Origin of the sequence: Ferroplasma sp., assembly GCF_037442045.1 — an archaeon.
Lineage (GTDB): Archaea > Thermoplasmatota > Thermoplasmata > Thermoplasmatales > Thermoplasmataceae > Ferroplasma.
Map to the genome: position 1 here is coordinate 1 of NZ_JBBIRC010000021.1, position 25,834 is coordinate 25,834.

General features: G+C 35.2%; 27 protein-coding genes and 1 pseudogene. 6 read left to right on the forward strand and 22 right to left on the reverse strand.

The genetic code is table 11. The annotated features are described in order from the left end of the window. Window positions 1-524: 524 nt before the first annotated feature. Window positions 525-1,904 (forward strand): glutamate decarboxylase, encoded by a 1,380-nt coding sequence (locus tag WKI77_RS04075; RefSeq protein ID WP_337860552.1) that lies wholly within the window; start codon window positions 525-527, stop codon window positions 1,902-1,904. A gap of 1 nt (window position 1,905) precedes the next feature. On the opposite strand, the gene hisIE is transcribed toward WKI77_RS04075, so the two are convergent. The 10 genes from hisIE to WKI77_RS04125 form a co-directional block, all read right to left on the reverse strand. Continuing rightward, the gene (gene hisIE, locus WKI77_RS04080) at window positions 1,906-2,475 is read right to left on the reverse strand and encodes a bifunctional phosphoribosyl-AMP cyclohydrolase/phosphoribosyl-ATP diphosphatase HisIE (RefSeq protein ID WP_337860553.1); all 570 of its coding nucleotides are present in this window, start codon (window positions 2,473-2,475) and stop codon (window positions 1,906-1,908) included. 28 nt (window positions 2,476-2,503) lie between these two features. Next, the gene (gene hisF / locus WKI77_RS04085; protein ID WP_337860554.1) at window positions 2,504-3,256 is read right to left on the reverse strand and encodes an imidazole glycerol phosphate synthase subunit HisF; all 753 of its coding nucleotides are present in this window, start codon (window positions 3,254-3,256) and stop codon (window positions 2,504-2,506) included. Then, window positions 3,238-3,927, reverse strand: a complete 690-nt coding sequence (locus tag WKI77_RS04090) for a HisA/HisF-related TIM barrel protein (protein WP_337860555.1) — start codon at window positions 3,925-3,927, stop codon at window positions 3,238-3,240. The genes hisF and WKI77_RS04090 overlap by 19 nt, the downstream gene beginning before the upstream one ends. After that, window positions 3,924-4,493, reverse strand: a complete 570-nt coding sequence (hisH, locus tag WKI77_RS04095; RefSeq protein ID WP_337860556.1) for an imidazole glycerol phosphate synthase subunit HisH — start codon at window positions 4,491-4,493, stop codon at window positions 3,924-3,926. Before hisH ends, WKI77_RS04090 begins: the two co-directional genes overlap by 4 nt. Then, window positions 4,490-5,020, reverse strand: a complete 531-nt coding sequence (gene hisB, locus WKI77_RS04100) for an imidazoleglycerol-phosphate dehydratase HisB (RefSeq protein ID WP_337860557.1) — start codon at window positions 5,018-5,020, stop codon at window positions 4,490-4,492. Before hisB ends, hisH begins: the two co-directional genes overlap by 4 nt. Continuing rightward, window positions 5,017-6,141, reverse strand: a complete 1,125-nt coding sequence (hisD, locus tag WKI77_RS04105; RefSeq protein WP_337860558.1) for a histidinol dehydrogenase — start codon at window positions 6,139-6,141, stop codon at window positions 5,017-5,019. The genes hisB and hisD overlap by 4 nt, the downstream gene beginning before the upstream one ends. Further along, window positions 6,104-6,736: an ATP phosphoribosyltransferase gene (hisG, locus tag WKI77_RS04110; RefSeq protein ID WP_337860559.1), complete on the reverse strand. Its 633-nt coding sequence runs from the start codon at window positions 6,734-6,736 to the stop codon at window positions 6,104-6,106. Before hisG ends, hisD begins: the two co-directional genes overlap by 38 nt. Then, on the reverse strand, window positions 6,733-7,497 hold the full coding sequence (locus WKI77_RS04115; RefSeq protein ID WP_337860560.1) for an ATP phosphoribosyltransferase regulatory subunit: 765 nt from the start codon (window positions 7,495-7,497) through the stop codon (window positions 6,733-6,735). The genes hisG and WKI77_RS04115 overlap by 4 nt, the downstream gene beginning before the upstream one ends. Beyond that, window positions 7,469-7,630, reverse strand: coding sequence for a hypothetical protein (locus tag WKI77_RS04120; protein WP_337860561.1), 162 nt, complete (start codon window positions 7,628-7,630; stop codon window positions 7,469-7,471). Before WKI77_RS04120 ends, WKI77_RS04115 begins: the two co-directional genes overlap by 29 nt. 184 nt (window positions 7,631-7,814) lie before the next feature. After that, window positions 7,815-8,855, reverse strand: coding sequence for an SIS domain-containing protein (locus tag WKI77_RS04125; protein WP_337860562.1), 1,041 nt, complete (start codon window positions 8,853-8,855; stop codon window positions 7,815-7,817). Window positions 8,856-9,030: 175 nt separating this feature from the next. Here WKI77_RS04125 and WKI77_RS04130 point away from each other — a divergent pair, with 175 nt between their 5' ends. Continuing rightward, window positions 9,031-9,942, forward strand: a complete 912-nt coding sequence (locus WKI77_RS04130; protein ID WP_337860563.1) for an alpha/beta hydrolase — start codon at window positions 9,031-9,033, stop codon at window positions 9,940-9,942. Here WKI77_RS04130 and WKI77_RS04135 read toward each other — a convergent pair. The 5 genes from WKI77_RS04135 to WKI77_RS04155 form a co-directional block, all read right to left on the reverse strand. Continuing rightward, a complete protein-coding gene (locus WKI77_RS04135; RefSeq protein ID WP_337860564.1) occupies window positions 9,937-10,404 on the reverse strand; it encodes an AAA-associated domain-containing protein in 468 nt (155 codons plus the stop codon). The two genes, WKI77_RS04130 and WKI77_RS04135, sit on opposite strands and share 6 nt — an antisense overlap. A 166-nt stretch (window positions 10,405-10,570) precedes the next feature. After that, window positions 10,571-12,193, reverse strand: a complete 1,623-nt coding sequence (locus WKI77_RS04140; protein WP_337860565.1) for an ABC transporter permease subunit — start codon at window positions 12,191-12,193, stop codon at window positions 10,571-10,573. Window positions 12,194-12,202: 9 nt separating this feature from the next. Next, window positions 12,203-12,994, reverse strand: a complete 792-nt coding sequence (locus WKI77_RS04145) for an ABC transporter ATP-binding protein (protein WP_337860566.1) — start codon at window positions 12,992-12,994, stop codon at window positions 12,203-12,205. Window positions 12,995-13,152: 158 nt separating this feature from the next. Then, the gene (locus tag WKI77_RS04150) at window positions 13,153-13,650 is read right to left on the reverse strand and encodes a hypothetical protein (RefSeq protein WP_337860567.1); all 498 of its coding nucleotides are present in this window, start codon (window positions 13,648-13,650) and stop codon (window positions 13,153-13,155) included. Between the two features lie 47 nt (window positions 13,651-13,697). Next, window positions 13,698-13,982, reverse strand: a complete 285-nt coding sequence (locus tag WKI77_RS04155; protein ID WP_337860568.1) for a ferritin — start codon at window positions 13,980-13,982, stop codon at window positions 13,698-13,700. A gap of 88 nt (window positions 13,983-14,070) precedes the next feature. Between WKI77_RS04155 and WKI77_RS04160 the strand changes: the two genes are divergently transcribed. Then, the gene (locus WKI77_RS04160) at window positions 14,071-14,526 is read left to right on the forward strand and encodes a PaaI family thioesterase (protein ID WP_337860569.1); all 456 of its coding nucleotides are present in this window, start codon (window positions 14,071-14,073) and stop codon (window positions 14,524-14,526) included. Window positions 14,527-14,581: 55 nt separating this feature from the next. Beyond that, window positions 14,582-14,956 carry a DUF2004 domain-containing protein gene (locus tag WKI77_RS04165; protein ID WP_337860570.1) on the forward strand — a complete coding sequence of 125 codons (375 nt, stop codon included), beginning with the start codon at window positions 14,582-14,584 and terminating at the stop codon, window positions 14,954-14,956. Here WKI77_RS04165 and WKI77_RS04170 read toward each other — a convergent pair. The 7 genes and pseudogenes from WKI77_RS04170 to WKI77_RS04200 all read right to left on the reverse strand — a co-directional run bounded on the left by WKI77_RS04170 (window position 14,953) and on the right by WKI77_RS04200 (window position 24,903). After that, the gene (locus tag WKI77_RS04170; protein ID WP_337860571.1) at window positions 14,953-16,287 is read right to left on the reverse strand and encodes a DUF790 family protein; all 1,335 of its coding nucleotides are present in this window, start codon (window positions 16,285-16,287) and stop codon (window positions 14,953-14,955) included. The two genes, WKI77_RS04165 and WKI77_RS04170, sit on opposite strands and share 4 nt — an antisense overlap. Next, window positions 16,229-17,560 (reverse strand): DEAD/DEAH box helicase family protein, encoded by a 1,332-nt coding sequence (locus tag WKI77_RS04175; protein WP_337860572.1) that lies wholly within the window; start codon window positions 17,558-17,560, stop codon window positions 16,229-16,231. Before WKI77_RS04175 ends, WKI77_RS04170 begins: the two co-directional genes overlap by 59 nt. Before the next feature lie 21 nt (window positions 17,561-17,581). Further along, window positions 17,582-17,887: an antibiotic biosynthesis monooxygenase gene (locus WKI77_RS04180; protein ID WP_337860573.1), complete on the reverse strand. Its 306-nt coding sequence runs from the start codon at window positions 17,885-17,887 to the stop codon at window positions 17,582-17,584. 50 nt (window positions 17,888-17,937) lie between these two features. Then, window positions 17,938-19,566, reverse strand: a complete 1,629-nt coding sequence (gene thsB, locus WKI77_RS04185; RefSeq protein WP_337860574.1) for a thermosome subunit beta — start codon at window positions 19,564-19,566, stop codon at window positions 17,938-17,940. Between the two features lie 96 nt (window positions 19,567-19,662). After that, the gene (locus WKI77_RS04190) at window positions 19,663-22,368 is read right to left on the reverse strand and encodes a DEAD/DEAH box helicase (protein ID WP_337860575.1); all 2,706 of its coding nucleotides are present in this window, start codon (window positions 22,366-22,368) and stop codon (window positions 19,663-19,665) included. Between the two features lie 430 nt (window positions 22,369-22,798). Further along, window positions 22,799-23,094, reverse strand: a pseudogene (locus WKI77_RS04195) (recombinase family protein); the annotation flags it as partial. 483 nt (window positions 23,095-23,577) lie between these two features. Next, window positions 23,578-24,903, reverse strand: coding sequence for an MFS transporter (locus tag WKI77_RS04200; RefSeq protein ID WP_337860576.1), 1,326 nt, complete (start codon window positions 24,901-24,903; stop codon window positions 23,578-23,580). A 101-nt stretch (window positions 24,904-25,004) separates the two neighbouring features. On the opposite strand from WKI77_RS04200, the gene WKI77_RS04205 reads away from it, so the two are divergent. Continuing rightward, a complete protein-coding gene (locus WKI77_RS04205; RefSeq protein WP_337860577.1) occupies window positions 25,005-25,544 on the forward strand; it encodes an arginine decarboxylase, pyruvoyl-dependent in 540 nt (179 codons plus the stop codon). Next, window positions 25,545-25,834, forward strand: a 290-nt coding sequence (locus tag WKI77_RS04210; protein WP_337860578.1) for a class I tRNA ligase family protein, incomplete at its 3' end; no start/stop codon positions are given.

Genomic DNA, 25,834 nt, shown 5'->3' on the forward strand with positions numbered 1-25,834 from the left:
ATATTTAATACTATAAATTTATAATCACTATTTGCTAAATTCAAAGGTGACAGTGCGTATAATGGAAATAGTAGATTTTACAGGCCTGAATCATTTAATATAGAATTAGAAATAAATCTTAGGAAGAATGCAATGCGTGGGAGATTCGGAGAAATGAAAGCAGAATGGGTAAATTATTGCAATTTTTATTATTTATAACCTATTTGTAAGGTTCAAGATTATGGAAAGAGGTGAACCGGCATAGGAAGGATTAATTCACATAGAAAAGGGAATTATGGAGAAACAGAAAATGCTAAAAACCTATAATATGAAGATATGAAAAATATCAGATATTTTAGTTATATTATGTAATAAGGAATGGTAGTGAAATAAATATACAAAGTGTTATAAAAATGGTATAAATAATAAAATTCAATGGTAAATAGAAATATATAATGTTATAATAATATAATGCGTGTGATAATAGCTGTGGATTAAAGTGTGTAACTGGAATACTATTTTATAGTATACTCTTATTTCATATTATGGTAGCAAAAAAAATGGATGCAAGTAAAAAGGTATATGGAACATACAGCAACAGGGATTTTAATAAGCCAATAGCGGAATTTCAATTTCCCGAAAATGGAATGGATTCCAGAGCTGCCTATGAGATGATCCACGAAGAATTAAATTTAGATGGCATACCGGAATTAAATCTTGCAACTTTTGTTACAACATATATGGAACCTGAAGCAAAACAGCTTTACATGGAAAATGTACATAAAAATTTCATAGATAGTTTTGAGTATCCTCAGATTAAAAAGGAAGAAACAAGAATTGTAAATATACTTTCAAGGCTTTATAATGCACCTGAGAGCAATAATTTTACGGGAACCTCGACAATAGGTTCTTCAGAAGCTATTATGCTTGCACTGCTGGCACACAAATGGAACTGGAAGGCAAAAATGCAGGCATTGAATAAAAGTATTTCAAAACCAAATATAGTATTTGGTGCAGATACGCATGTTGTTTGGGACAAATTTGCAAAATATTTTGATGTAGAACCTAGGGTTATACCTCTTGATTCAAAAACAATGGTGGCTGATCCAGAAAAACTTGTGGAAAGCGTGGATGAAAATACCATTGCAGTTGGTGCCGTTCTTGGCACAACATTTACAGGAGCATTCGACGATGTTAAGAAAATCAATGCACTTCTTGAAGAATTGAAAGCAACAAAGGGTTTAGATATTCCTATACATGTTGATGCGGCAAGTGCCGGTTTTATCACTCCTTTCATAGAGCCAGATTTTGTGTGGGACTTCAGGTTAAGCCATGTTAAATCAATAAATGTTTCAGGCCATAAATTCGGGCTTGTATATCCAGGCATAGGCTGGCTTCTCTTCAAGGATAGTACTGATCTTCCAGATGATCTTATCTTCTATGTCAATTACCTTGGAAATGATATGCCAACATATACACTTAATTTTTCAAAAAGCGCAGCAAATATAGCACCACAGTATTATAATATAATCAGGCTTGGCAAATCAGGATACCGAAACATTGCCGACAATATGATGTCAAATGCCAGGTATCTTGCAGATGAAATAAAGAAAATACCGAATATGGAAGTTGTGAGCAGTGCTGAACACATACCGGTTGTAACATTCAAGCAAAAAAAAGAATCGGCTTTTACACTCTTTGACCTTTCTGCGGCAATTAGAAGTTTTGGATGGATTGTGCCAGCATATTCACTGCCAGATAATGCCCAGAACACAGTGCTGATGAGGGTTGTTGTACGGGAAAGCTTCAGCCGCGATCTTGCTGAGCTTTTCCTTGAAAACCTGAAACAGGCAATTGACAGTTTAACAGGCAAAAAAATTAAAGGTTCAGATCTATCAAGCAGGAAAGGGCATGCTGTTTCTTGACCTAATTTTTTCTCCTTTTTGATAGTTCATTCATTATATCTGAAAGCTTTATCCCTTCAAATGATAGATATACGAGCAGGTGATAAAATAGATCTGCAGTTTCATAAATGATTCGGTCTTTGCCATGAGCCAGTATTGTTTCCACAGCTTCTTCCCCAACTTTTTTCTTTATATTTTCTTCACCTGACTGGAATAGTTCCGTTGTGTACGAATTTGTTTTGGGTTCTTCTTTTCTTTTGTTAATTAATGATTCTAGTTCAATAATGACTTCCATAGAATAGTCAATGTCACCTTTTTTAACAGCAGTTCCTAATTCCCTGAAACAGCTTTTGGTTCCTAAATGGCATGCACTGCCTTTCTGTTTTACAAGAAATAATAGTGAATCATTATCACAGTCTACCATTACGTCTTTTATTTCCTGTATATTTCCGCTGGCTTCACCTTTCATCCTTATCCGAGCTTTGCTTCTTGAATAGTAGTGCATTAACCCCGTCTCAATGCTTTTATTATATGCCTCCTGATTCATATATCCAAGAGTTAAAACCTCTTTTGTTTCAAATTCCTGTACCACTACCGGAATAATACCGTTAAATTTAAAATTATAATCTGACATTTATACCGTTCTCCTTTAAATACTCCTTTACTTCATTTGGTGTATATTTCCCTTCATGAAATATTGATGCTGCAAGTGCACCGTCTGCACCTGCATTGAACGCATCCAGAAAATCATGTGGAGATCCTGCTCCGCCGGATGCGATCACCGATATATTTACATTATTGGCAATTCTGCTTATAAGTTCTGTATCAAAGCCTTTCTTTGTTCCATCTTTGTTAATGGATGTAATTAACAGTTCCCCAGCGCCAAGGGATTCTGCTTTCTTAGCCCATGACACAGTATCCATTGTTTTTTTCACTGTGCCGCCATTAGTATATACATAATAATTTCCATTACTGTAACCAGAATCTATTGCAATTACGGTATTTGCTGTTCCAATCCTGTCTGAGATTTCTTCTATTATGCCAGGATTCTCCACTGCATATGTATTGATAAAAACCTTATCAGCACCATTTCTAATAATTTTTATCATATCGCCAATATTTTTTAGGCCACCGCCTACTGTAAAGGGTATGTATATTTCCGATGCGACTTTTTCGGCCAGTTCGTATAGAATATTCCTATTTTCATTTGTTGCCCTTATATCCAGAAATACAAGTTCGTCTATGCCTTCCAATTCATAACGCTTTGCAAGATCCACAGGGTCTCCTGAATCGCGCATATTCTCGAAATTTACACCCTTTACAACTCTCCCATTGGCAATATCCAGTGCCCCTATTATTCTTTTTGCAAGCATTTTAATTCACCTTTATTTATATTTCCTGTATACAGAGCCTTTCCAATTATAACGCCATCAAAGCCCAGGCTTTCAACTCTTTTTACATCATCAATAGAATTTACGCCACCGGCATAAATAAAATACCCATCATCCCAGAATTTTTCTATATCACTTATTTTTCCTGTTCCATCGTTATTTATTGAAGTAAATATAAAACGATTTGCAAGGCCCTTAATTTCATTATAAAAATCTTTGTAATTTATTTTTGTTCCACTGTTCCATCCATTGTATTTTATAAATCCATTGTAAGCATCTATGCTTATTGTTATATTTTTATATTTTTCTGATACAGTTTCAAGAATTTTTCTGTCCAGTGATGCAGTGCCAATAATTATGCTGTCTATGCCTGCATTATAGGCTTCCTGAATTGCTTCTGGAGTCCTGAAGCCGCCACCAAGCTGCATAAATGATTTTGCTTTATTTCTTATATTTTTAACAATATCCATATTTGTTGCATTTCCTGTAAAAGCACCGTTTAAATCAACTATATGGAGCTTATTAAATATTTTTGAAAAATTCATTGCATGCTCCAATGGATCGCCATAAACTGTTTTTTTATCAATATTGCCTCTCTCAAGTGAGACGGCCTCTCCGTTGTAAATATCTATAGCAGGATATATATCTATCATTTTAATCCCTTGAAATTTTTTAAAACTTTAATGCCAGCTTCTCCGGATTTTTCAGGGTGAAACTGCACGCCATAAATATTTTCTTTTCGGATTCCAGAGCTAAATATATCTCCATAATCTGATTCCATAACAGTATACTCATTTACAGGAAGATAATACGAATGCATAAAATAAAAGAAGGAATTGTTTGCAATGCCTTTCATAATTTCAGTTTCTTTCTTTATAGATACATTATCCCAGCCCATGTGTGGAGTTTTTACCCCTTTAAATTTTTTAACCGTTCCTTTAAATATTGAAAGGCCTGTACCAATTCCCTCCTCACTGTCTTCATAAAGCATTTCAAGGCCAAGGCAGATTCCCATGTATGGAACTCCGGCTCTGATTCTCTCAATTAATAGTTCTTTAATGGGATCTATTGCCTTTGAAACGTACTGGAAAGATCCAACCCCTGGAAAGATTATTTTGTCCGATCTTTCAAGGACATATGGATCACTGGTAATTATGCCATCCGTAACTTTTTTGATATTTGAAAGGTTTCCTGTATTTATGTCAACAATGGCTATCATAGGGCTCCCTTTGTGCTTCGTGTATATTCAATTTCTTCCAGTGCAATGCCAAAAGATACGCCAAGCGCCTTGAATATGTTTTCTGTTATGTGGTGTGAATTGATCCCACTAAATTTTATTACATGCAGCGTAACTGGCAATGTTCTTGCAAGGGCCCAGAGGAATTCGTATAAAAGGTTTAATTCAAATCCTTCAGCATCCCTAAATTCTACATTGAAATTTATGTATGCCCTTGAAATATCCAGTGAAACCATTATCAATGATTCGTCCATGGGCATTGTTGCACTTCCAAATCTCTTGATGGATTTTCCATTAATTGAAGATGAAATTTCCTGTGCAATGGTAATTCCCAGATCTTCCCAGAGGTGATGCCTTAAATCGTATGAACATTTTATTGTTACATTCCTGCCCATATAGAAAAACAGGGTTTTCATCATATGATCGAGAATCTTTTCACCTGTATCTATAACTGTATTTTTTGTGTCCAGCGTAACCTCTATTTCAGTTTCCTTTGTTTTTCTTATCATGACCTTACCTCCATTGACCTGTAGTGAAGCGGCATTCCTTCGATTCTTGCCAGTTCCATTCCCAGTTCACGATTTCCCATAAAATCTGATTTTGAAACATTTGCAAATGATGTTTTTTTCATAAAATCGTCAACTGTCAGTGCCGATGAGAATCTGGAAGTACCACCTGTTGGCAATAAATGGTTTACACCAAGAAAATAATCGCCTGCAGGAACCGGCGCATAATCTCCCATATATATTGCACCTGCATTTTTTATTTTATTAAATATCTCCATTGGTTCCATTGCCTGTATTTCCATGTGCTCCGGTGCAATTTCATTTGCAGCCGAAATGAGTTCGTTCATATTACTGAAAACCATTATTTTGATTCTGCAGTTGCCTGGAACAGGTGCTTTTCCAGTGGTAAGCAGCCATGCCTTCGATGTTTCGCCGTGCTCCAGCTGTGAATTTAAATCTGCTATTATATATTCATTATTGCAGGTTCCATCTGTTATTACCATTACTTCTGATGGGCCATACAATCCGTCGATTCCAGTAAGGCCATAAACCTGCCTCTTTGCCTCATTGACATATGAATTTCCTGGGCCGAATATTTTATCTACCTTTTTCATCCCAATGCCGTAGGCCATGGAACCGATAGCCTGAACTCCGCCAATTTTATAGACCTCATTAATTCCAAGAAGGTTTGCAATGTAAAGTGTGTATGGATTAATTTTCCCATTGCTTTCCGGTGCAGATGCTATTACAATATCCTTTACTCCTGCTATTTTTGCCGGAGCTCCAATCATCATTACTGTGGAGGGCAAAGGCCTTTTGCCGGGTATGTACATGCCTATCCTTTCTATTGGAGTATATCTTATTCCATATAAAGATCCGTTGAAAAAGCGCATTTTATCGTTATTGTACTGTATAATATGATTTTCGTATATTCGTTTGTAAGTTCTTTCTATTATATTTTTATCGTAATCAGGTATCGAATCCATTGCTTCTTTAAATTCACCTTCTGATACCATGAAAGGTTCTCCAGAGCCGTCGAATTTTTTTGAATATTCTATTACTGCCTCTATTCCACGCAATTTAATATCATTCAATATATTTTTTACATATTCTTCCATTTCCATTCAATTCACCTGCCTTTTCAATAAAATTGTTAATTTCATCGTATTTAATCTTCTGTGATACTCTGTTTATAACCATTATTGCAGAAATATCCATTATTTTCTTAACTTCTATAAGATTATTTTTCCTCATAGTTTCACCAGTCTGCACTATATCCACTATTGCATCTGCAATTCCCGTTTCAGGCGCAAGCTCCAGTGATCCATTTAGTGTTATAATATCGGGATCCATGCCAAGAGTCCAGAAATATTTCCGCGTTATATTTGGGTGCTTTGTTGCTATTCTCAGATCAGCAAAATCGCTGATGCTGTATCTCTTTGGTGCAATCAGGCTAAGCCTGCATTTCCCAAAATTTAACGATAATGGCGTAAATAGTGCAATCTGGCTTTCAGCAAAGGTATCTGAACCACATATTCCAATATCTCCTGCATATTCTGTATATACAGGTACATCTCTTGCCCGTGGCAGTATAATCTCATTATTCCCTTCCCTGAATATTAGCTTTCTGCTGTCATCAATTACTATGCCTATTCCTGCCCTTTTCAAAAACTGAATTGACTCATCCATCAGCCTTCCCTTTGGTATTACAAATTTCATTTTTTCACCCTTTTATAAATATTTTGATCCAGTTTTGATAATGCCCTCAAATCAAGTGAAAAACCACAGCCATTCATATTACCGGTTTTATAGTTGCCTCCTCCACCTAAAAATCCCTGATTGCTATAAATCTCGAATATAAGGCCGTCATAATATTCTGGCTGGCGGACTGTTCCCAGATCAATTATAACTCTAGGATCATTTATTCTCTCAATTATATCATCCAGTTTCTTTATTCCGCTCTTTCTTGTTCTGGTTTCCATGATTTCCAGCAGTTTTTCCCTGTTTTTTATTTCCATATCCTCTATTTGTTGATAATTCCTGTTTCTCACAGCATTTATAAGTTCTGTATTGCCCTGATCTCTGTAGGAATTAAAAATTCCTGCAAGGCTTATGTCTATATTATAATCTTTTAGTCCAAGTGCATCCAAAATTTTAATTGCCATTTCTATAATTTCTACATTTGTTTCATTCTCATCGCCGCCTATTATTTCCAGGCCAGCCTCTATTGATTCATTTAAAAATTCATCAATTTGCTGTGATATGTAATAAATCCTGGCATTTTCCTTTATTCTGTTTATCAGCCTGGTTGTTATATCCGGCTCAAATACATATACGTTATTCCTGAATATAAATCTGAACCCTTTTACTTTATCAGACTTTACATAGGACGGCGGAAATATCTCAATGTATCCAGCATCGCGACTTGATTCCCTTATGCGATAAGCTAGCTCACTTAATTTCCAGTCTACCGCTTTCAAGATAACCACTATTGAATGAATTACTATTTGGCAAACACTGTTCTGTGATTATCCTGTGATGATGTATATGCCCTGCTATATCTAAAAACGCATTATAGCTGGCTGTTTGTTTTACATATACCTCTGTTGCCATAATAGTTTGATTATAATAATATATATAACTATTTTTACAAAAAATTATGTTTTAAACGTTAATTTTTATATTATCTTTGCACCGTAACTGAATAGTTTTTAGTCTGGGCCTGATTGCATTTTATCACCGAATTACAAAATTTATTATAAGTTATACATTAAAATGCATTGAAAATATTATAGTTTTAATGTGCGCCAGGTGGAAATACTATGTCATCAAATTTTCTGTATTTTTCTTCATCGAATCTAAGAAGATCCGGATTTACATTTTGTTCAACAGCCAGATAGTAAGCTAAATAGTAAAGCGGTACAATATTTAAAAGAGCGTTTAAATATTCATCACCAAGATCAGGCAAATAAATGGAATAATCGCCTTCCCCGTTTAATGTAACAGTTTTTGTTCCCACCACTTTACACGCGTTGACTATATCCTGAGTTCTGGATGATACTGTATCACTGTTTATTAATATTAGAAGGGATTTTTCATCAATCAATGATGTGCACCCATGTATAAACTCTTCAAGTTCAATGCCTTCAGCATTTATATGTGTTGCCTCCTTTATTTTTTGTGCAGCCTCCCGGGCCACAGGCTCTTCAGGGCCAGCCCCAAGAACAAATATTCTGTTTACATATGAAATTTTGTGGGCTATTTCCTTCACTTTTAAATCCATTGATGCAATAAGTTCCTTTATTGTGCCTATTATTTTATTAATATCAATATCAAGTTTTGAGTATTTTGATCCTATATACATGGCTGCAATTGCATTGTCAAAAAATGACTTTGTGTTGCACAGTGATTTATCATCGGAATCTATTACTATGCTCTTATTGGATATCTTATCCATGGGTGTTCCGTAATAATGGGTTATTCCTACAATATATGCAAATTTTTTCTGATAGAGCAGTGAATCTATGGTTGATTTTGTTTTACCACTATTTGAAATTCCAACGACAGTACCATAAACCGGCCTGTAGTAATTCAAAAGTTCGAATGACTGAACAAATGCATACTTTTTATTAGTCTTATAGAGGAATCCTGCACCTATCTGAGCTGCATGGTAAGCGGTTCCGTTTCCTGTAAACAGCAATGGTTCTCCTGCAAGAAAGGAATAATCTACATTTTCCATTGTTTTCCGTGTAATATCGAGAGATTTGCCTGTTTCTCTGATCATATCGTACATAAAATATGGGTGCTTAATCCTTTTTTCCGGTACAGTATCTGTCATATTAAGCATAATACTGAAAAGCATATATTTATTGCCATTAATTTTATATCTCAAATTATATGTTTTTTATTAATAATCATCAATATTAATTTAAAAATGCTGCTGGAAAATTATTTGTCAAATAATAAAATTAAAAAATACGTTATATTAAAATAGCATTATGAATTGAAATGATATGGTAGATCCGGATTTTAAACCACTAATCGAGTTGTCTGAAAGCGCAGGAGATGTTACAGAAATTGAACCAGCTATGCTTAGAGAATTTCTTAATGAAAGCTCACTTAATTCCCAGGGGGAGAAAATAGCCATTAAGGAAGTTAAGGATTATAAAATTAAGCTGAATAACAGAACAATAAATGCCAGAATGTACAGTAACAGCAATAGTAAATCTGCACTTATTTATTATCACGGAGGTGGTTTTATTTTTGGAAATATAGAAACTTATGATAATTTCTGCCGTTTCATTGCAAAAGAGTCTGGCATAAAAATCATATCAATTGAATACAGGCTTGCACCGGAAAATAAATTCCCAGATGCCTTCAACGATGCTTTCGACTCATTTAATTACATTAACAAAAACAGAGAAAATTTTGGAATAGAGGGTAAAATAGGTGTTGGTGGTGATAGTGCCGGTGCGAATCTTGCAGCTGCATTATGTTTGAAATGCAAAGATATTAAAACTGAAATGCCGGCTGTGCAGTTATTGTTTTACCCGAACCTGGCTCCTGATAATTTCTCAAGATCATTTTTGGAATATGGAGAAGGTTATGTTATCACAGCTAAAATGATAAGGCATTTTGGGAATCTATATTCTAGAAATATGGAAGACTTTATAAATTCGTATTTTTCACCGATGGTGTCAGATGATCTTTCTGGGCTTCCGCCTGCAATAATGATTACCAATGAATATGATCCTTTGAGGGACCCTGAAGAAGCATATATTAAGAAGCTCAGGGAATCCAGGGTATCGGCAGTGGGAATAAGAGGAATAGGCATGATACATGGTTCCGCTACAGACTTTGAAATTTCGGAAGCTGCAAGAAATATTGTAAAAATGGTTTCAAGATTGTTGCCTGATTATTTATGAAAGTACCATAAAACCATCATCCGTCTTTTTCAATAATCTTGAGTAAATTCCCCATTCAATTAGAATAACTTCCAGGTTATGTGACCCATCCGGATTATTGAATGTTGGAACATCATTTTCATTTAATTTATCTATGATTTCATCCAGCGTGAATGATTCTAAAGAAATTGCAGTTTTAAACGGTTCTATATTTTTTAACGCATCCTTTATGATTTGCTTCCTCTGGTTCATTCCAGATTTTATATATTCTGTGCCCTTTGCCGATATAGATATATCACCGGATTCGGCATTTACAAGGCCGATATTTGATGCAGTATAAACTATTGGCATTAAATCGTCAAGGTCTACTTCCATTTCCTTTTCCAGCTGGTATAAATCTGTTTTTCCGTCGAATATATTATTGAGCACATAAAGCAGGCCTAGAAGATCAGCTATTCTGGCATCAGGGTCTATTACATCCATAGAGTGTATATATAATCTGTGTTTATAATATTAATGTTTTATGGCACGCTTAAAATAGAGAATGCCTGGTTTAAAATATAGAATGATAAGTGATAAATTTGTTTATATTAATTTTTAATGAAATGTGCTTTTTGAATAAAAATAAGTAAAATAATTTGCAATAAATTTATGCAGCATATACACCCTCTTCAGCTACGTATTTTTTCTGTGCAAGGTCCATCATCTTCCTGGTAAATAATACAGAGTAAACAGCCACTATTATTCCAAATATTAAAGATCCCCATGCTGCAAGTGCAAGGTCTCCGCTGGCAGTAGCAAGGTCGATAGTTTTCATTAATCCTGCATGTACTGATAATGAATGTGTTCCATATATATCAGGCCAGTATTCACCGATCATAAGGCCTCCCCATGCGCTGTTTATCGTGGATGATATACCACTTATCAGATACGGAAATGTTGATGGTATTATCACTTTTCTCATCTTTTTGAAATACCCAAGCTTGAGATTTTTAATAATTTCCCAGTATTCAGAAGGCATGGCTTTCACTCCCATCCAGAATGCATAGAAAACATAATAGAATGTGCTGACAAATCCAAGAGAAAGAACATAGAGTTCGTTGGTAAAGCCACCAAATATGCCTAACATGAAAGGCTCTGTAATAATAAAGAGGAATGGGAAATATATGGGCGCTGGGTAGGCGCTTAGAGTCTGTACAATTGGTATTCCGTATTTTTCACCCCTTTTGCTTACTGCAAAATGGTAACCCAGGAATATGGCAATCACCATGGATACGAGAAGTATTGTCCCAACTCTGAGATAATCATAACCGAGGCCCGTTAAAAGAAATGGTGTTTTGCTGAAAAGAAAATACCATTCTGAAGCTTTTACTGAAATTATTAATGACACAACTTCATAAAGTATTCCAGCAAGCATTGTTATTCCAATTGCTGCGTATACGTATTTGTATATTTTCCGTTTCTTCTCCTTTTTTTCGTATGTTTCCTGGTGTTTGTCCCCCTCCCTGTATTTATAGTACCTTGCAAGCCTGGAAAGTGGATTTTTTGAAAGTACGGCAAAAACACGTGCGGTTTCTCTTATATTGAGCCTGCCACGCTTTAGCACAGGAGCATCCGTATCAAGTGTATACCTTCCAACTGCGTATTTGCTGAATTCTCTCAGTATAACAATAATTGCCACTATTACAATTCCAAGAATAAGAAGGGCCATTTCTATGTTAAAGAGCTGCCCATCAGCAACAAACACATCAAGAACTGAACCTATTCCAAAAGTCTGGTATGTATGTATTCCCACTTCAAAAACTTCACTGACCGTTATATAGAAAAATCCATCTGATATGCTTGGAAAAAGATTTGCAGTAATTCTTGGAACTGAAAATGGTATGTAAAGATATCTAAGTTTTGAAAATAAGCCAAAATCTGAATTTTCAACCACTTCAACCATTTCATTGGGAACTGTTTTAAAAGCCTGGTATTCTCCCATCCATATATTCCAGACAACAGCAGTAAAGACAAGGAAATCAGCTGCCAGTTCAACGCCAAGCGAACCGCCTATTCTCTCAACAAATATTATAAGAACCACCGGAAAGAACGTAATAACTGGAACCGATTCGAATATTTCAATTAATATAATATATGTATTTTCAAAGAATTTCGATTTTATTGATGCGTATGCCAGGAACCATCCGGTAATTATGGAAAGTAGTATCAATCCGATTACACGCCCCGCTGTGGCGAGCACAGCCAGTATTATTAATAGTATTGCTTCCATGATTACACCTCATTTCTTTTTCCTCGGCGGAGTCAGATAGCTGTAAAGCATATCCAGATTTGCGTTGAATTCGTCACTTCTTGGGTTTCTGGGCCTTGCCATTGTAACTTCAACTTTTCCAACAACCGTAGCTGGAATATTATTTAATATATAAATTTCATCTGACAGTTCAAGAACTTCTGTAAGATTATGTGATACCATTATAACAGATTTTAACGGTGTCTCACCACTGAAAAGTATATTGTATATATCCTGCCTGAGGCCTTCTGCTGTAAGCTCGTCTAAATGAGCAAATGGCTCATCCATAAGGAATACATATGGATCAGCTGCAAATGCCCTTGCTATTGCAACTCTCTGGCGCATTCCACCGCTCATTTCCTTTGGATATAAATCTTCAAAACCATCAAGGCCAACCCTTGATAAAGACTCCTTAGCTTTTTCTTCCATTTCGTCCTTTGACATATCCTTAGTTTTCATGGAAAGCATGACATTATTCTTTGCATCCATCCATGGAAATGTTACGATTGATTGATGTATTAATGCAACTTCCGGTGTGGGCTCATAAAGAATTTTTCCCATGAGGCGAACTGTTCCTTTATCCGGTTTTAAAAATCCTCCAATAATTCTCAATAGAGTTGATTTGCCAATTCCAGATGGACCTATTATTGCAATAAATTTCCCATTTTCTGCTTTTATGTTTATATTTTCAAATACATCATATCCATTGGAATATGAAAAATATATTCCATCAGCTTCAATAATTGCATTTGTTGCATTTTCATTATTAATTTCTGTTTCCATTATGATTCACCCCGTTATGGTGAAAATACCCCCGATCATAATGGTTATTTAATTGTTATTACATTTGTAATTAATTCACGAGGTTATCTCCATAAAGGTATTAAAATAATATATATAATATTATCCTGAAATCGAATTATAGCATTATGTGAAAAAAATCACTGTTTATTTTTAAAAAAGTGCCACCATCCCGCTTTTTTAACATTGATCTTCTTTTCTTTTTCTTTGTTTCCATTTACCGGTTCCAGAAGTACATCATCGCCCACAAAAATAAATCCAAGGGTAATTTTGTCTATATTTTTATTTACCCAATCACTTTCTCTATATTCCCGGAATTTATCATTGGAAACAATCAGGCAGTTTTTTTCTCTAGCATAATCCAGTATAAATACATCGGCCTTTATTCCGGAAGGCGAAATTATAAGTTTATTATTTGCCACCATCTCATTGAATTTCTCCTTCTCATCTATAAGATAACTAATATTTGCATCGCAAATTGTAATTATGTCCGATGCTTTTAAGTCTTTTAATTTTTCAATAACCTTTAAAATATTCTGCAAAACTGCTTTCTTCTTTTCCTTGCTTTTAAGCCCGTAAAGAGCTACATTGCTACCATCAATTATTACGCTGGCTCCGGAAATTATATTTGCATACATAATAGAAATGGAATGGAAATTAAAGATAAATAGATTGCCTAAAATTATTAGTCTCCAAGGTCTTTTAACTCCTTTTTGGAGAACAGTATTTCCTTTAATTCTTTATCAAGTTCCGGATCATTCCTTCTCAAATATTCCAGAAGCAATGAGAAATGCTCTTTTTCATCATCCCTGTTGTGCCGTATAACATCTTTCAGGGCTGAATCTTTGGTAGCATCCAGCCTTTCATCGTAGAACATTATGGCCTGCATTTCTTCTATTAACGATTGCCTTGCCCTTGACAAGTCAAGTGTCTTTTCATCCAGATTATTTGCAGTTTCATATACTGGCATAATATATACAATACGTTTTAAAATATAAATCTATTGGACTTGCCATTAAGAATTATTATATTTATTAATGGAGAAACAATACAGGAATATGGAAAGTAGGGTAGAAAAGATAATGAGCCTATCAGATAACCTGCCGGAACTGAATGAGCTATTTGAAAAGAATGAGAGCCTGTATTCGTATCTTGGGATTAAAATTATAAAAATTGAAAAAGGATATGTCGAACTTTCACTTCCATACAGTGAAAAAATCACCAGGGCAGGCAATGTTGTGCATGGAGGCATAATGATGACTGCGGTAGATTATGCCGGTGGTATAACTACAATGACCGTCAATGATGGAATTGACCAGGTTACCCAGGAAGTAAAAATTAATTTTCTTGCACCAATGCATAAGGGGCCTTTTCGTATAGAAGGGAGAGTAATAAAACCTGGTAGAACAGCAGTTGTTGTAGAAATAAAATTTTTTGATTCGGAAAACAGTCTCGGAATTATAGCACTGGGAACCTGGTATATAATAAGGGACAGAATAATTAAGAAAAAATGAAAATATTAATTATATTTCCCGAAATATAATTATAGGAGCAGAATATATTATGTATATGAATGGTGTAGAAATAGCATTTCAGCTTAACAATGATAAAGAAGGCAATGTAGTTATGGCACTGGGCAATCTAACAGGAAATTATTTTAAAAATACAGAAAATATGGATATTACATGGAGAATATTTCATGTTACTCTTGACAAAGATAAGTATTATCGAGTGCTTTACAGGGGAAAAGAATTATCAGAATTGCATGTTGAAAACCGGAAAAAAGTGCGCCAGAAATTTGATACATTAAGCAAAAATGATTATGAGACACTGATAAATCAGTATGAAACCGAATCAAGAAACAAAAATTTTGAAAAGATAGGGATTAAGGAATTAACAGAGGAATATGACCTCTGGCAGGACAAACTCTGGAATTATATCTAATCCTTTTTTATTACAGTAATATCAAGGCCGCGCCATTTCAATTTATATCCCATGGCTGGAAGCACACGTTCCGGTATAAGCCCCTGGCTCTCCAGATATTCGAACATTTTTTCAGTTTCTGGATATAGTTTATCCAGTTCTTTCTTTATTGATTCTATAGAGTTTTCATCCAGTTCATTTTTTAATGTTTTCTTTTTTGAATATTTTTCTTCAAGAATAGATTTCAGTGATGGAAAATCAATATCATCATAGAAAACTATTTCCCCTTTAATTTTTTTATCCTTTTGCCTGATAAGATATATGTTTTCCCAGTTGACTTTACCACGAAGATTATTCTTTATTTCATTATCTTTTTTTGCATATGTTTTTCCTGTTATATTTATATATACATCCTGATCTCCTATTTTCATTTTATAATCGGGGAAATAAATATTTCCCTCAATTATTAATGGCTCTGCTCTGGAAACAAAATTATAATTTATATTTTCATTTTTTCTGGATTCAGGGAGATAATATGAAATTGCATCACCGATCTTTAGTTTATAAATCTTTACCGTTTTTTCAAATTTATCCTTTATTTTTATGTCTGCTTCTACCGTCCATTTTTCAAGCATGCTGATTTTATAAATAAGCTGTGCAAATCTGAATCCGTACCGTTCCGGTGAGTCAAACATTTCCAGGGGACCAGTAATCCTTATTGATTGTAGCTCATTCCCTTCTATTTGAGTTGTGTACAGAAGCCCGAGCCTTTTTATGGATGTTACTGTATAACTCCAGTCAGATGATTCTTTAATATATAATACAGTGCACCTCATCATTATTGTTTCAAGCTGCTCAAGATTGTATGCCCTGGCTATTTCTATTGTACTTGCTGAATATGCTTCACGCAGTATGAGTTCACTTTCCTTATCTGCATATATTCCGGAAATAATTTCATCCATGGTTAGGCCATATTTTTTCTCTACAGATTTAAGTATTTTCTGTTTTTCATCTGTATTTACTGGCGGTATTTTTGCTGCTTTAAAAACATCCAGGCGAAGCGCCGGTGCATCAACATTTACAGGTGGTTCAAATAATGAATGCCTGAAGAATAGCAATGAAAGTGCCCGAATAGTTTTAACACTTGATGAGTTTACTTCCAGTTCCTTTAATGCTTTTGATATGGTTTCCCTGTTATGGCCTACATTATTATTAAATGCAGATTTTACACTATCAATGTAATCACTGGTCTCATCAGATAAAAATACTGGGAATACAAGCCCCGTTTTTAATCTACGAACTATCATTAAGTCCGATGGGAACACCTTTTCTCCTCCTCCTTGAAGTACCATATTCTGTTGTGCCTGACGATACCAGTTCGTACAGATAGCTAGCTTTTCCCTCCGATGGCCTGAGTATTCTTCCCAGCCTCTGCCTGAACTGCCTTGTGCTTCCTGAGCCGCTCATAATAATGGCTATTGAAGCATCTGGAACATCCACGCCCTCATCCAGAATTCTTGATGTGGCAAGCACCGTAATTTCTCCAGATTTAAACATCTCCAGATATTTTTTTCTCTCCTGCCCGGATGTCATGTATGTAAGTGCAGGTACGAGAAATTCTCTGGATATTGTATATGCTGTAGAAGTATCTTCTGAAAATATTATTATTTTTTCACCTGCATGCTTGTTGAATAAATATTTAAGGTATTCAATCTTTTTTCCTGCATTAAAAGCAATTTCCCTTGATTTTCTCCATGCCATGAGTGCTTCTTTTCCTTCGGGGCTCCATGATGATGTAATTAAATGCTCAAAATCCATATTGCCATTTAATTTTATATTTCTTTTTCGCAGATATGACAGGAAAATGTTATGATTTTTGTCATATTCTATTTCATCTTCATCACTGAGGTCTATTGGAATTCTGACTATTTTATAATTTGAAATGAAATCATTTAATTCTTCATAGCCAAGTTCAAAAACCTTGCCACCCATATATTTTTCCAGAACCTCATGCAGGCTGTCATCCCTTTCATATGTTGCGGTGAGACCCAGTCGATATGGGGATGCATAATATTTTGCGATCTGCAGATAATTTTCAGATGCCATATGGTGAACTTCATCGGCAATCATAAATTTAAACCTGTTTCCAAGGCTCTCCGCCATTAGATATGCAGAGTCGTATGTGGACACAGAAATGTCTTTGATTTCTTTTTCGCCTCCTCCAATCTGGCCGATATCAATATTTAATAGATCTTTCAGTTTCTGCCTCCACTGTATTATGAGTTCTATTGTAGGTGCCAGGACTATTGTAGGAACTTTCAGCATAGTTATTGCATATATTCCAAGTATTGTTTTTCCTGCTGCGGTTGGAAGCACAATAGAACCGGAATAATTATTTCTGCTCCACATTTCCAGAGATTTTTTCTGATATGGGCGCAATTGTATCTCGGATGAAATATCAAGTTTCTTGTCTGAAAAAACATTATCAATTATGCCCGGTTTTTTTATTATTTCAGAATAACGATATGCCTGAGCTCTGTATTTTTTTATTCTTTCGTCATATGAAAATATCCCGGCGTAGTTTTCATCAGATACTATGCTGCCGGCCTTGAAATATATTTCCATGATAAGTATATATGAAATGATTTAATAAGTTTGTCCACTGGTCTCGCCAAAAACTTTGTTTCTGGGAGTGCCTTCAAGTATTGTTTTTCCATAATTTGTGGTGTCTTTAAAAGCTTTCATTTCAACAAAGTTTTTGAATGCATCTTTATCTTTCCACTCTGTATAAATCATATATTCTCTTGGGCAATCGACTTCCTGGTACAGTTTTCCATTCAAAAAACCGGTTTCAGGTTTTTGTTTTAGCATTTGAAGAACGCTGTTAAAAGTTTTTACAAAATCGTCGTTATGACCTTCTTTCACTTTATAGTATAAACCTACGTGAATCATAAAAGCATATTAAAAAACAAGTAATAAATATTTTGGAAAAAAATAAGAAATTAATATTCTCCGCCTGGGGGCATTCCACCCATTCCCCCTGGAGCTCCACCTTTAGATGACCTTGTTGCTATTACATCATCTATCCTCAGGATCATGACAGCTGCTTCTGTTGCTGCTTCCACTGCCTGCTTTCCAACTCTTATTGGTTCTATAACTCCAGTTTTTTCCATGTCCTCTACTTTTCCTGAAAACACGTTTATGCCATATGTTTTGTGACCATTTGCGTGCTCGCTTCTAATTTTTATTAACATATCTATTGGATCAAGCCCTGCATTTTCTGATAGTGCTCTCGGTATTTCTTCAAGTGCATCGGCAAACTTTTCTATTGCAAGCTGCTGCCTGCCGCCGACTTTTGTTGCATAGTTTCTAAGGTCAAAAGCAAGTTCTTCTGCTGTAGACCCCCCGCCTGTAACATATGCTCCATCTTCTATGGCTGCTGCCACAACATGCAGTGAATCTGTAAGTGACCTTTCAATTTCATCTGCAACGTGTTCTGTTCCAGCTCTGATCAGAAGGCTTATAGCTTTTGGATTCTTGCTTCCTGTAACAAAGGTCATATAGTCATCGCTGACTTTTCTTTCTTCCACTTCGGCTGCGGTTCCAAGATCTGAATCTGTAATTTCCTCCAGTGATGATATTATATTTGCCCCGGTAGCCTTTGCAAGTTTGTCTACGTCGCTTTTCTTTACTCTTCTTACTGCATATATGCCTGCTTTTGCAAGGTAATGCTGCGCCATATCATCTATTCCTTTCTGGGTTATTACAACATTTGCACCTGTAGCTTTAATCTTATCAACCATTTCTTTTAAAACATCTTCTTCCTGACCCAGAAATTTCTGTATCATTGAAGGGTCACTAATCTGAAGGTTTGTGTCAAATTCTGGTTTCTTAATTTCAAGTGCAAGGTCAAGCAAAGCAATTTTTGCATTCTTAACGAGCTTTGGCATGTTCGGATGTACCTTTTCCTTATCCAGTATTATACCATCAATTATTTCTGTCTCGTTTATCTCACCGCTGTTCTTCTTAACGGTCTGAAGATTGTCGAAATCTACAAGATATTTTCCATCTCTTTCTTCTGCTATGTTTTTTATTGCTTTATATGATATTTCGGCCAGAAGATCTCCTTCAACAGATGCACTTTTGCTGTTCAACGATGTTTTTGCCATCTTTACAAGAATTTCCTTGTCCTTAATGGAAACGGGTTTCGAAATGCTATCAAGAATCTGGCTTGCTCTTACAGCAGCGGTTTTGTAACCTTCCGTAATAACTGTAGGATGTACATTCTGTTTTATCAGGCCCTCTGCCTGGTCAAGCAATGCGCCTGCTATTATAACTGCAGTTGTTGTTCCATCTCCCACATAGCTGTCCTGTGTTTTTGAAACTTCTACCATCATTTTTGCTGCCGGATGCTCAACATCCATCTCTTTTAATATGGTTACTCCATCGTTTGTAATAACTATATCTCCAAGTGAATCCACAAGCATTTTATCCATTCCCCTTGGTCCAAGTGTGGATCTGATGGATGTGGCTATTGCCTTTGCAGCATCTATATTATCGAACATTGCGTCCTTTCCGCTCTCTCTTTTAGTTCCTTCTTTCAGGATAAATATTGGTTGACCACCGATCATGATTATCAAGTAAGTAAAAATAAACTTCTATATATAGTTTACTATATTAGCTTAAATTATATTATATGATATAAATATATATTATAGAATATATATCTACCAGTATTGCCTGTTTTTTGCAAAATCCGTTTCGGCATTGAGCAGGCGCTTTATCAGATCATCTTCATTCAGATATGAAACTTCCAGTATTCTTGATGCAATTTCCGGGCCAACTCCCCTTGCAGCCATAACCATGATTGCTGTAATTCCATATTCTCTTACCAGATGCGCATTTTTTATCATTCTCTTTCTTGTTTTATCATCTATCTTCTTTGAAATTGATTCTTCATCAAATTTAGAAATGGAAGCAACAAGCCTTGAATGGCAAGCGGGGCATTGTATATCGGTAATATCCTTAATTTTTCTGGTTCTTTTATTCCCGCATGATGTACAGTAAAGTATTACTTCTTCATTCATCAGCCGTTTCCTGATAGATTCAAGTATTGTTTTTGTTGGTTTAAGTGGCATTACCCGTTCTGAATAATGCGATAAAAATATATTTGAGGATTCAGAGATTTGAGCCTTTAATATAAAATTTGATTCCTGAAGATTTTCAAGGTATTCTTTAAGTGTGTTAATATCCATATAATCAAAAATGAGTTTTCTTATTGAATCTTCATATAGAACAGTATCATAATAGGAATCAACTATTTTTTCAAACCTGATCCTTGTTATATCAGCTTCATTTGTAATTACTCCGAATTTTCTCGCTTCGTAAAGGAAAACATTATTGAAAAATCTAGATCTTCTTGCAGAGGATTTAACATAACCATCAAGATTATTCCTATCTATATTCATTATCAAATTTTTTATATCTATAGCCGAAATATTTCTTGAAACCCTGAAATATATGTGATATGGTGAATAATCCATTTCGACACTTTCGCCTGTTATTGAAGTCAGAAGCCCTGAAAGTATCTGGGCAAGTGTAAAATTTCCAAGACTGCCAAGAAGAATTTGAATTATAATTTCAGAGTTATGTGCCTCAATTATGATTTTTTCCAGTGTGGCCATATCGTTTTTATACCATTCTTCCAGAGCTTTTTTGCCTCTGTCATTCAGGAAATCAGGTATTGCTTTTTCTTCCCGGTCTCTTGATACTCGGAAAGCGGCTTCATAAAGTACAGGAATCTCTTCCCCTGTCCAGTGCGGGGCTATTGCTGCTGTTGCAAATGGCTCAACATATATTTTGTCATCATCTATTCTTATTGTTCTCCATGTTGAACCTTTCATAACAAAATAAGAACCGGGAGAAATCTCATTTACAACATACTTTTCATCAAGAGTTCCTATAAATTTCTTATTTATTATGTCAATTACGCGGTAATTCTTTTCACCTGCTATCATGGAAATATTTTCTATAAAATACTTCAAAACTGTATATCTTTTAATAATAAAATTGCCATCAATAATTATTTTTCTTGTTCTTGATAAAAGCTCAAGCACTGAATAATAATCTTCGAATTTTAATGTTTGAAATGGATAAGCAGAAGTAATTATTCTGTACAGATAATTGTAATCAACTTTTCTGGAATAATTTAACTCAAGCATTACTTGATTTGCAACAGTGGACAGTGAATTTTTCCTTATCATTACATTTTCAAGTTCGCCTGATTTGATATTGCCTACTATTGCTTTTGCCTCCTCAAGTTCGATAATATCATTGCATATTACTGTGCCACGTGAAATTTTTGTCAATGAATGCCCTGCCCTTCCAATTCTCTGGATCATTTTATTGATCTGCCTTGGTGAGTTAAACTGTACAACCATATCGGCTGTTCCTACATCTATGCCAAGCTCCAGCGATGATGTGCATATTAATGCTTTTACACGGTTTTCCTTGAAATCAGTTTCAGCAGTTTCCCTGGTTTCACGCGATAATGACCCGTGGTGAACCTCGATATCGGGATCTTTTAGCCAGAGTTTTAATCTAAACGATATATCTTCTGCTACATACCGCCTGTTTACAAAAACTATTGTGCCTTTGTTTTCTTCTACAATGGAATAGATTTTCTTTATTGAACCTGCATACTGCTTATCGCATGCCATAATCTCTGCTGTTTCATCATCGCTTTCTGGGGGAAATATTACCTTTATATCCATTTTTTTATTTATAACAGGTTTTATAATTTTGCATTCCTGTGCTGGGGAAATAAACTTTGCAAGTTCATTCTCATTCCTCGCTGTGGCAGAAAGGCCAACAACCTGAAAATTTCCAGCAAGAACTTTCAATCGTTCCATGGCTATTGCAAACTGGGACCCCCTTTCATTTTGGGCCATTTCATGAACTTCGTCAACTATAACATATTTTATATTTTTCATATGTTCACGGAGCCTTTTTCCCATCATGAGCAGCTGCAATGATTCCGGAGTTGTTATGAGTATCTGTCCTGGATTCTTAGATATTTCATTTTTTTGTGACTGCGATATATCGCTGTGCCTTACCTGTACTTTAATATCAAGTGTTTTGCAATAGTCAAATATCCTGGAGAGCATATCTCTGTTCAATGCCCTCAAAGGTGTTACATAAAGCAATGATACAGGTGCAGGCTTTTCCATATAAATTCTGTTCAAAAGTGGAAGAAGTGCTGCTTCGGTTTTTCCTGAACCTGTTGGAGAAATCAGAAGTGTGTTTATTCCAGACATTATCTCGGGAATTGCAAGTTTCTGTGCCTCTGTTGGTTCTTTAATACCGTTTCTTGCTACACTTTCTTTCAGTGCAGGGTCAAGCAAATCAAAAATATTCTCCTTATGACTGGGCATTATCTTATATAAATAGCAGAATGATATTTAAAATATTTTGATTGAATTGCATTTGCAATTAATATACCTACCATTCTGCCTGAATATTGTAATATTGAAAATTAAATGTAAATCTTGATTCTCATTTAGAGGCTGTTTTCTATGGTATAATTGATGGTATATATCAATGTTGAAATAAAATTAGAAGTTATTAACTGACACACTCTCTCTTAAAGGGTTGGAGTTTCTCCATTTAGCCCTTATCCATCCCGGTCCAGACAGTTTTACGAGAACTTATTGCAGAGTTTTAAGGTGTTTCCAATTCTGAACGTTGCATCTTTAGAGGTTTCAGGTTCCATTTCTATGCTTTATCAAATGGGAGCATGCTCAACCTGGCAAAAAAAGCCTTTTTCAGAACAATTCATTACTGAGGCTCTTTTAATGCATGACTTATTTCCATTCCAGAAGCAATGTCAGAATATATTGCACTGATAGTATAACCATTCATGAAGCACCACTGCTTCATCTGTTCTATCTGGTTCTGCAGATCTGTTTTGCTGTTGATACACGTGCATAGAGAACAGTTTTCCTCTTTATATCCTTATTAAGTATCTTATAAACATCTTCCTCATTGTAGTTGTACCTCTTATTTGGCATAACAGTGTAATGAATTATCCCTGCCTTCGCATAGACATGACGAGTCTTTCTGGATATCTGAAAGAGGCTAAGAACTTCTTCGGCTTTCATGATTGATTACATCTATAATAATAACGCATATAGTTATCGTTATTATTGACTATATTCTTATTTGAGCAATCCAAGAATTATGAAGAGAATATTAAAAAATTAAAGAGAATCAACGGTAATCTTTTACCATAAATATTCGCTAAAATTTATTATCAGGCTGTATTTTTTGGATCAATATTAAAATATCATTATTATAATTATAGCAATATATATCTATTCTATTCAATAATAATTTTTAAACTCACTTGATTATTTGAATATGGAAATAAATAAGCGGTAAAAAACGGCTGGAATATATCTATTATACTGCATGAATGTCATGACCATACCCTAATAATGTGTCAATAAACCGGTATATTTTATTTAGCTATTTGTGGGGAAGATCGTTTACATGATTAACTGTGAGAAGACTGGGTATAGAAATTAACATTGCAAAAAATATAAATTTTTTATAATTGTATTTTATAAAGATTTCAAATGATCTTAGTGAGTTGAAATATTTTCAAGCGGGCGATCATTCGTTTCTTCCCCAAGAGTCATTGTAATAATAAATCCTGCAAGGCCAACTGCAAATAAGAGAAATTCCATGGGGACAATACCGTAAATGGTAACTGTCAGTGGAAATATCACTGCAGATATTATTGCACCAACTCTTGATATGGCAGTTCCTGCACCCATTGCTGTGGTTCTAATCCTTGTCGGAAATAGCTCTGCAACAAAAATTCCGGTTGTTTCTCCAGTTCCCCCGGCATTTGCAAAATAAAATATTGCAAACATTGGGAATAATAAAATTACCGGCGGCTCTGTATGTGCAATTATAAAATAAATCGCAAGTATAAATAATGCAAGTCCCTGAGCCAGAAATGTATAACCCTGCCATTTTTTTCTGCCAAATTTATCTGCAGTAAAAACGAAAACCAGTGTTCCAATAACTCCAATTATGTATAAAAGTAACGTCAGCGTTAAGGATCCGGCATGGCCCGAATATCCAAGTTCAATTAAAACTGTAACCGTATATATTCCAATCCCGTAAAATATTAAATCGTTGAAAAACCATGATGAATATGTGAAAAATGCTCTTTTCTTATAACTGTTATTTTTTACATTTAAATTAGAATATGCATTATTTTTTGTATCCTTTACATTCAATTTCTTTTTAATTTCATCTATTTCCTTCTTTTCATGCTTTTCATCAGCAAATCTTGGGGTTTCATCAATGTTGCGTCTCATTATCAGTACTATTATTGCAGGTATAGCTCCAGCAGCAAGCAGGTATCTCCATGCAATATCTCCAAATGGCAATAACATTAAACCGAGAAAAACTGCAACAGTTCCGCCAATCCACCAGGACATAAGCCCTGTTCCCATTAATTTTCCCCGTACTTTAACAGGGGAGTATTCTCCAATTATTGATAATGTAAGTGCATAATCTGCCCCTATTGCAAGGCCAAGCAAAGTCCTGAATATTATAAGTTCAATAGCATTTGCAGATAAGCCACTCAATATAGCAAAAACTGCAAATATGAGCATATCCCACTGGTATATTTTTTTTCTGCCCTTAATATCTGCAATAAAACCAAAAACAGCGCCACCAATAAGCTGGCCAACAATTGTAGCAACACCTATTATAGTTGCAACATAGATACTTACGTGGAACAAAGGTGTAATAAATATAAGTGCAGGGCCGATAACAAGAAGATCATAACCATCCAGAAAATAACCCATTACAGATAAGAAGGTTATGAAATAATGGTATTTTTCTGGCTTTAAGTTGTCTAAATCTCTTAAAAATGTGTCTTCATTACTCATTAAAAATATATCGGTGATGTCAATATAAATATTTGGATATACTATTAACTCCTTTCTGCATTTATTCAATAAATATTTTAAATAATTAATAATACACCTGTATGTTACTTCCAAAAAAGCTTTTTTTCACAAGGGGAATAGGCAGAGGAGAGACGCAATTGCAATCGTTTGAAAACGCATTAAGAGACGCAGACATAGCTGCTTACAATCTTGTTAGTGTCAGTTCCATTGTTCCGCCATATGCAGATATTGTGGATAAATCAGAGGGCATTAAACTACTGTCATATGGGCAGATACTCTTTACAGTCCTTGCAAGAAATTCTTCCAACGAATTAAACAGAATGATTTCGGCTGCCATAGGAGTTGCTATACCATCAGATAAAAGCAAATGGGGATATTTAAGCGAGCACCACACATTCGGGCAAACGGAAAATGATTCTGGGCATTTCGCCGAAAAACTGGCTGCGGAAATGCTTGCCAGCACCATGGGGCTTGACGACCATTTAAAATGGGAAGATAAAAAGAATGAGTATGTCCTGGACGACAAAATATTGACGACAAAAAATATTGCAGCCACTACTGTTGTACTGAAGCCCGATGAATGGGCTACTGTAGTTGCTGCAGCTGTATTAGTGGTTTAGATGGAACATAGTTTAGAAGCGAAATGGCGGCATGAATGGGAAAAAGAGCACATATTCGAAGCTATTTATGATGAAGAAAAGCCAAAATTTTTTGTTACAGTTCCATGGCCATATACCAATGGATCACTGCATGTCGGCCATGGAAGAACATATACATTAGGCGATATTGTTGCGAGATATAAAAGGCTCACAGGCTACAATGTCCTTTTCCCCATGGGATTCCATGAAAGTGGAACACCAATACTTGCATTTTCAGAACGATTAAGAAATGGTGATAAAGATACATTAAA

What these genes read in the sequence shown, in the direction of transcription:
- WKI77_RS04075 (WP_337860552.1), top strand. Translation starts at nt 525, where the DNA reads ATGGTAGCAAAAAAAATGGATGCAAGTAAAAAGGTATATGGAACATAC.
- hisF (WP_337860554.1), bottom strand. Translation starts at nt 3,256, where the DNA reads ATGCTTGCAAAAAGAATAATAGGGGCACTGGATATTGCCAATGGGAGA.
- WKI77_RS04090 (WP_337860555.1), bottom strand. Translation starts at nt 3,927, where the DNA reads ATGATAGATATATATCCTGCTATAGATATTTACAACGGAGAGGCCGTC.
- hisH (WP_337860556.1), bottom strand. Translation starts at nt 4,493, where the DNA reads ATGATAGCCATTGTTGACATAAATACAGGAAACCTTTCAAATATCAAA.
- hisB (WP_337860557.1), bottom strand. Translation starts at nt 5,020, where the DNA reads ATGATAAGAAAAACAAAGGAAACTGAAATAGAGGTTACGCTGGACACA.
- hisD (WP_337860558.1), bottom strand. Translation starts at nt 6,141, where the DNA reads ATGGAAATGGAAGAATATGTAAAAAATATATTGAATGATATTAAATTG.
- hisG (WP_337860559.1), bottom strand. Translation starts at nt 6,736, where the DNA reads ATGAAATTTGTAATACCAAAGGGAAGGCTGATGGATGAGTCAATTCAG.
- WKI77_RS04120 (WP_337860561.1), bottom strand. Translation starts at nt 7,630, where the DNA reads ATGGCAACAGAGGTATATGTAAAACAAACAGCCAGCTATAATGCGTTT.
- WKI77_RS04125 (WP_337860562.1), bottom strand. Translation starts at nt 8,855, where the DNA reads ATGACAGATACTGTACCGGAAAAAAGGATTAAGCACCCATATTTTATG.
- WKI77_RS04130 (WP_337860563.1), top strand. Translation starts at nt 9,031, where the DNA reads ATGGTAGATCCGGATTTTAAACCACTAATCGAGTTGTCTGAAAGCGCA.
- WKI77_RS04135 (WP_337860564.1), bottom strand. Translation starts at nt 10,404, where the DNA reads ATGGATGTAATAGACCCTGATGCCAGAATAGCTGATCTTCTAGGCCTG.
- WKI77_RS04140 (WP_337860565.1), bottom strand. Translation starts at nt 12,193, where the DNA reads ATGGAAGCAATACTATTAATAATACTGGCTGTGCTCGCCACAGCGGGG.
- WKI77_RS04145 (WP_337860566.1), bottom strand. Translation starts at nt 12,994, where the DNA reads ATGGAAACAGAAATTAATAATGAAAATGCAACAAATGCAATTATTGAA.
- WKI77_RS04150 (WP_337860567.1), bottom strand. Translation starts at nt 13,650, where the DNA reads ATGTATGCAAATATAATTTCCGGAGCCAGCGTAATAATTGATGGTAGC.
- WKI77_RS04155 (WP_337860568.1), bottom strand. Translation starts at nt 13,982, where the DNA reads ATGCCAGTATATGAAACTGCAAATAATCTGGATGAAAAGACACTTGAC.
- WKI77_RS04160 (WP_337860569.1), top strand. Translation starts at nt 14,071, where the DNA reads ATGGAAAGTAGGGTAGAAAAGATAATGAGCCTATCAGATAACCTGCCG.
- WKI77_RS04165 (WP_337860570.1), top strand. Translation starts at nt 14,582, where the DNA reads ATGAATGGTGTAGAAATAGCATTTCAGCTTAACAATGATAAAGAAGGC.
- WKI77_RS04170 (WP_337860571.1), bottom strand. Translation starts at nt 16,287, where the DNA reads ATGGTACTTCAAGGAGGAGGAGAAAAGGTGTTCCCATCGGACTTAATG.
- WKI77_RS04175 (WP_337860572.1), bottom strand. Translation starts at nt 17,560, where the DNA reads ATGGAAATATATTTCAAGGCCGGCAGCATAGTATCTGATGAAAACTAC.
- WKI77_RS04180 (WP_337860573.1), bottom strand. Translation starts at nt 17,887, where the DNA reads ATGATTCACGTAGGTTTATACTATAAAGTGAAAGAAGGTCATAACGAC.
- thsB (WP_337860574.1), bottom strand. Translation starts at nt 19,566, where the DNA reads ATGATCGGTGGTCAACCAATATTTATCCTGAAAGAAGGAACTAAAAGA.
- WKI77_RS04190 (WP_337860575.1), bottom strand. Translation starts at nt 22,368, where the DNA reads ATGCCCAGTCATAAGGAGAATATTTTTGATTTGCTTGACCCTGCACTG.
- WKI77_RS04200 (WP_337860576.1), bottom strand. Translation starts at nt 24,903, where the DNA reads ATGAGTAATGAAGACACATTTTTAAGAGATTTAGACAACTTAAAGCCA.
- WKI77_RS04205 (WP_337860577.1), top strand. Translation starts at nt 25,005, where the DNA reads ATGTTACTTCCAAAAAAGCTTTTTTTCACAAGGGGAATAGGCAGAGGA.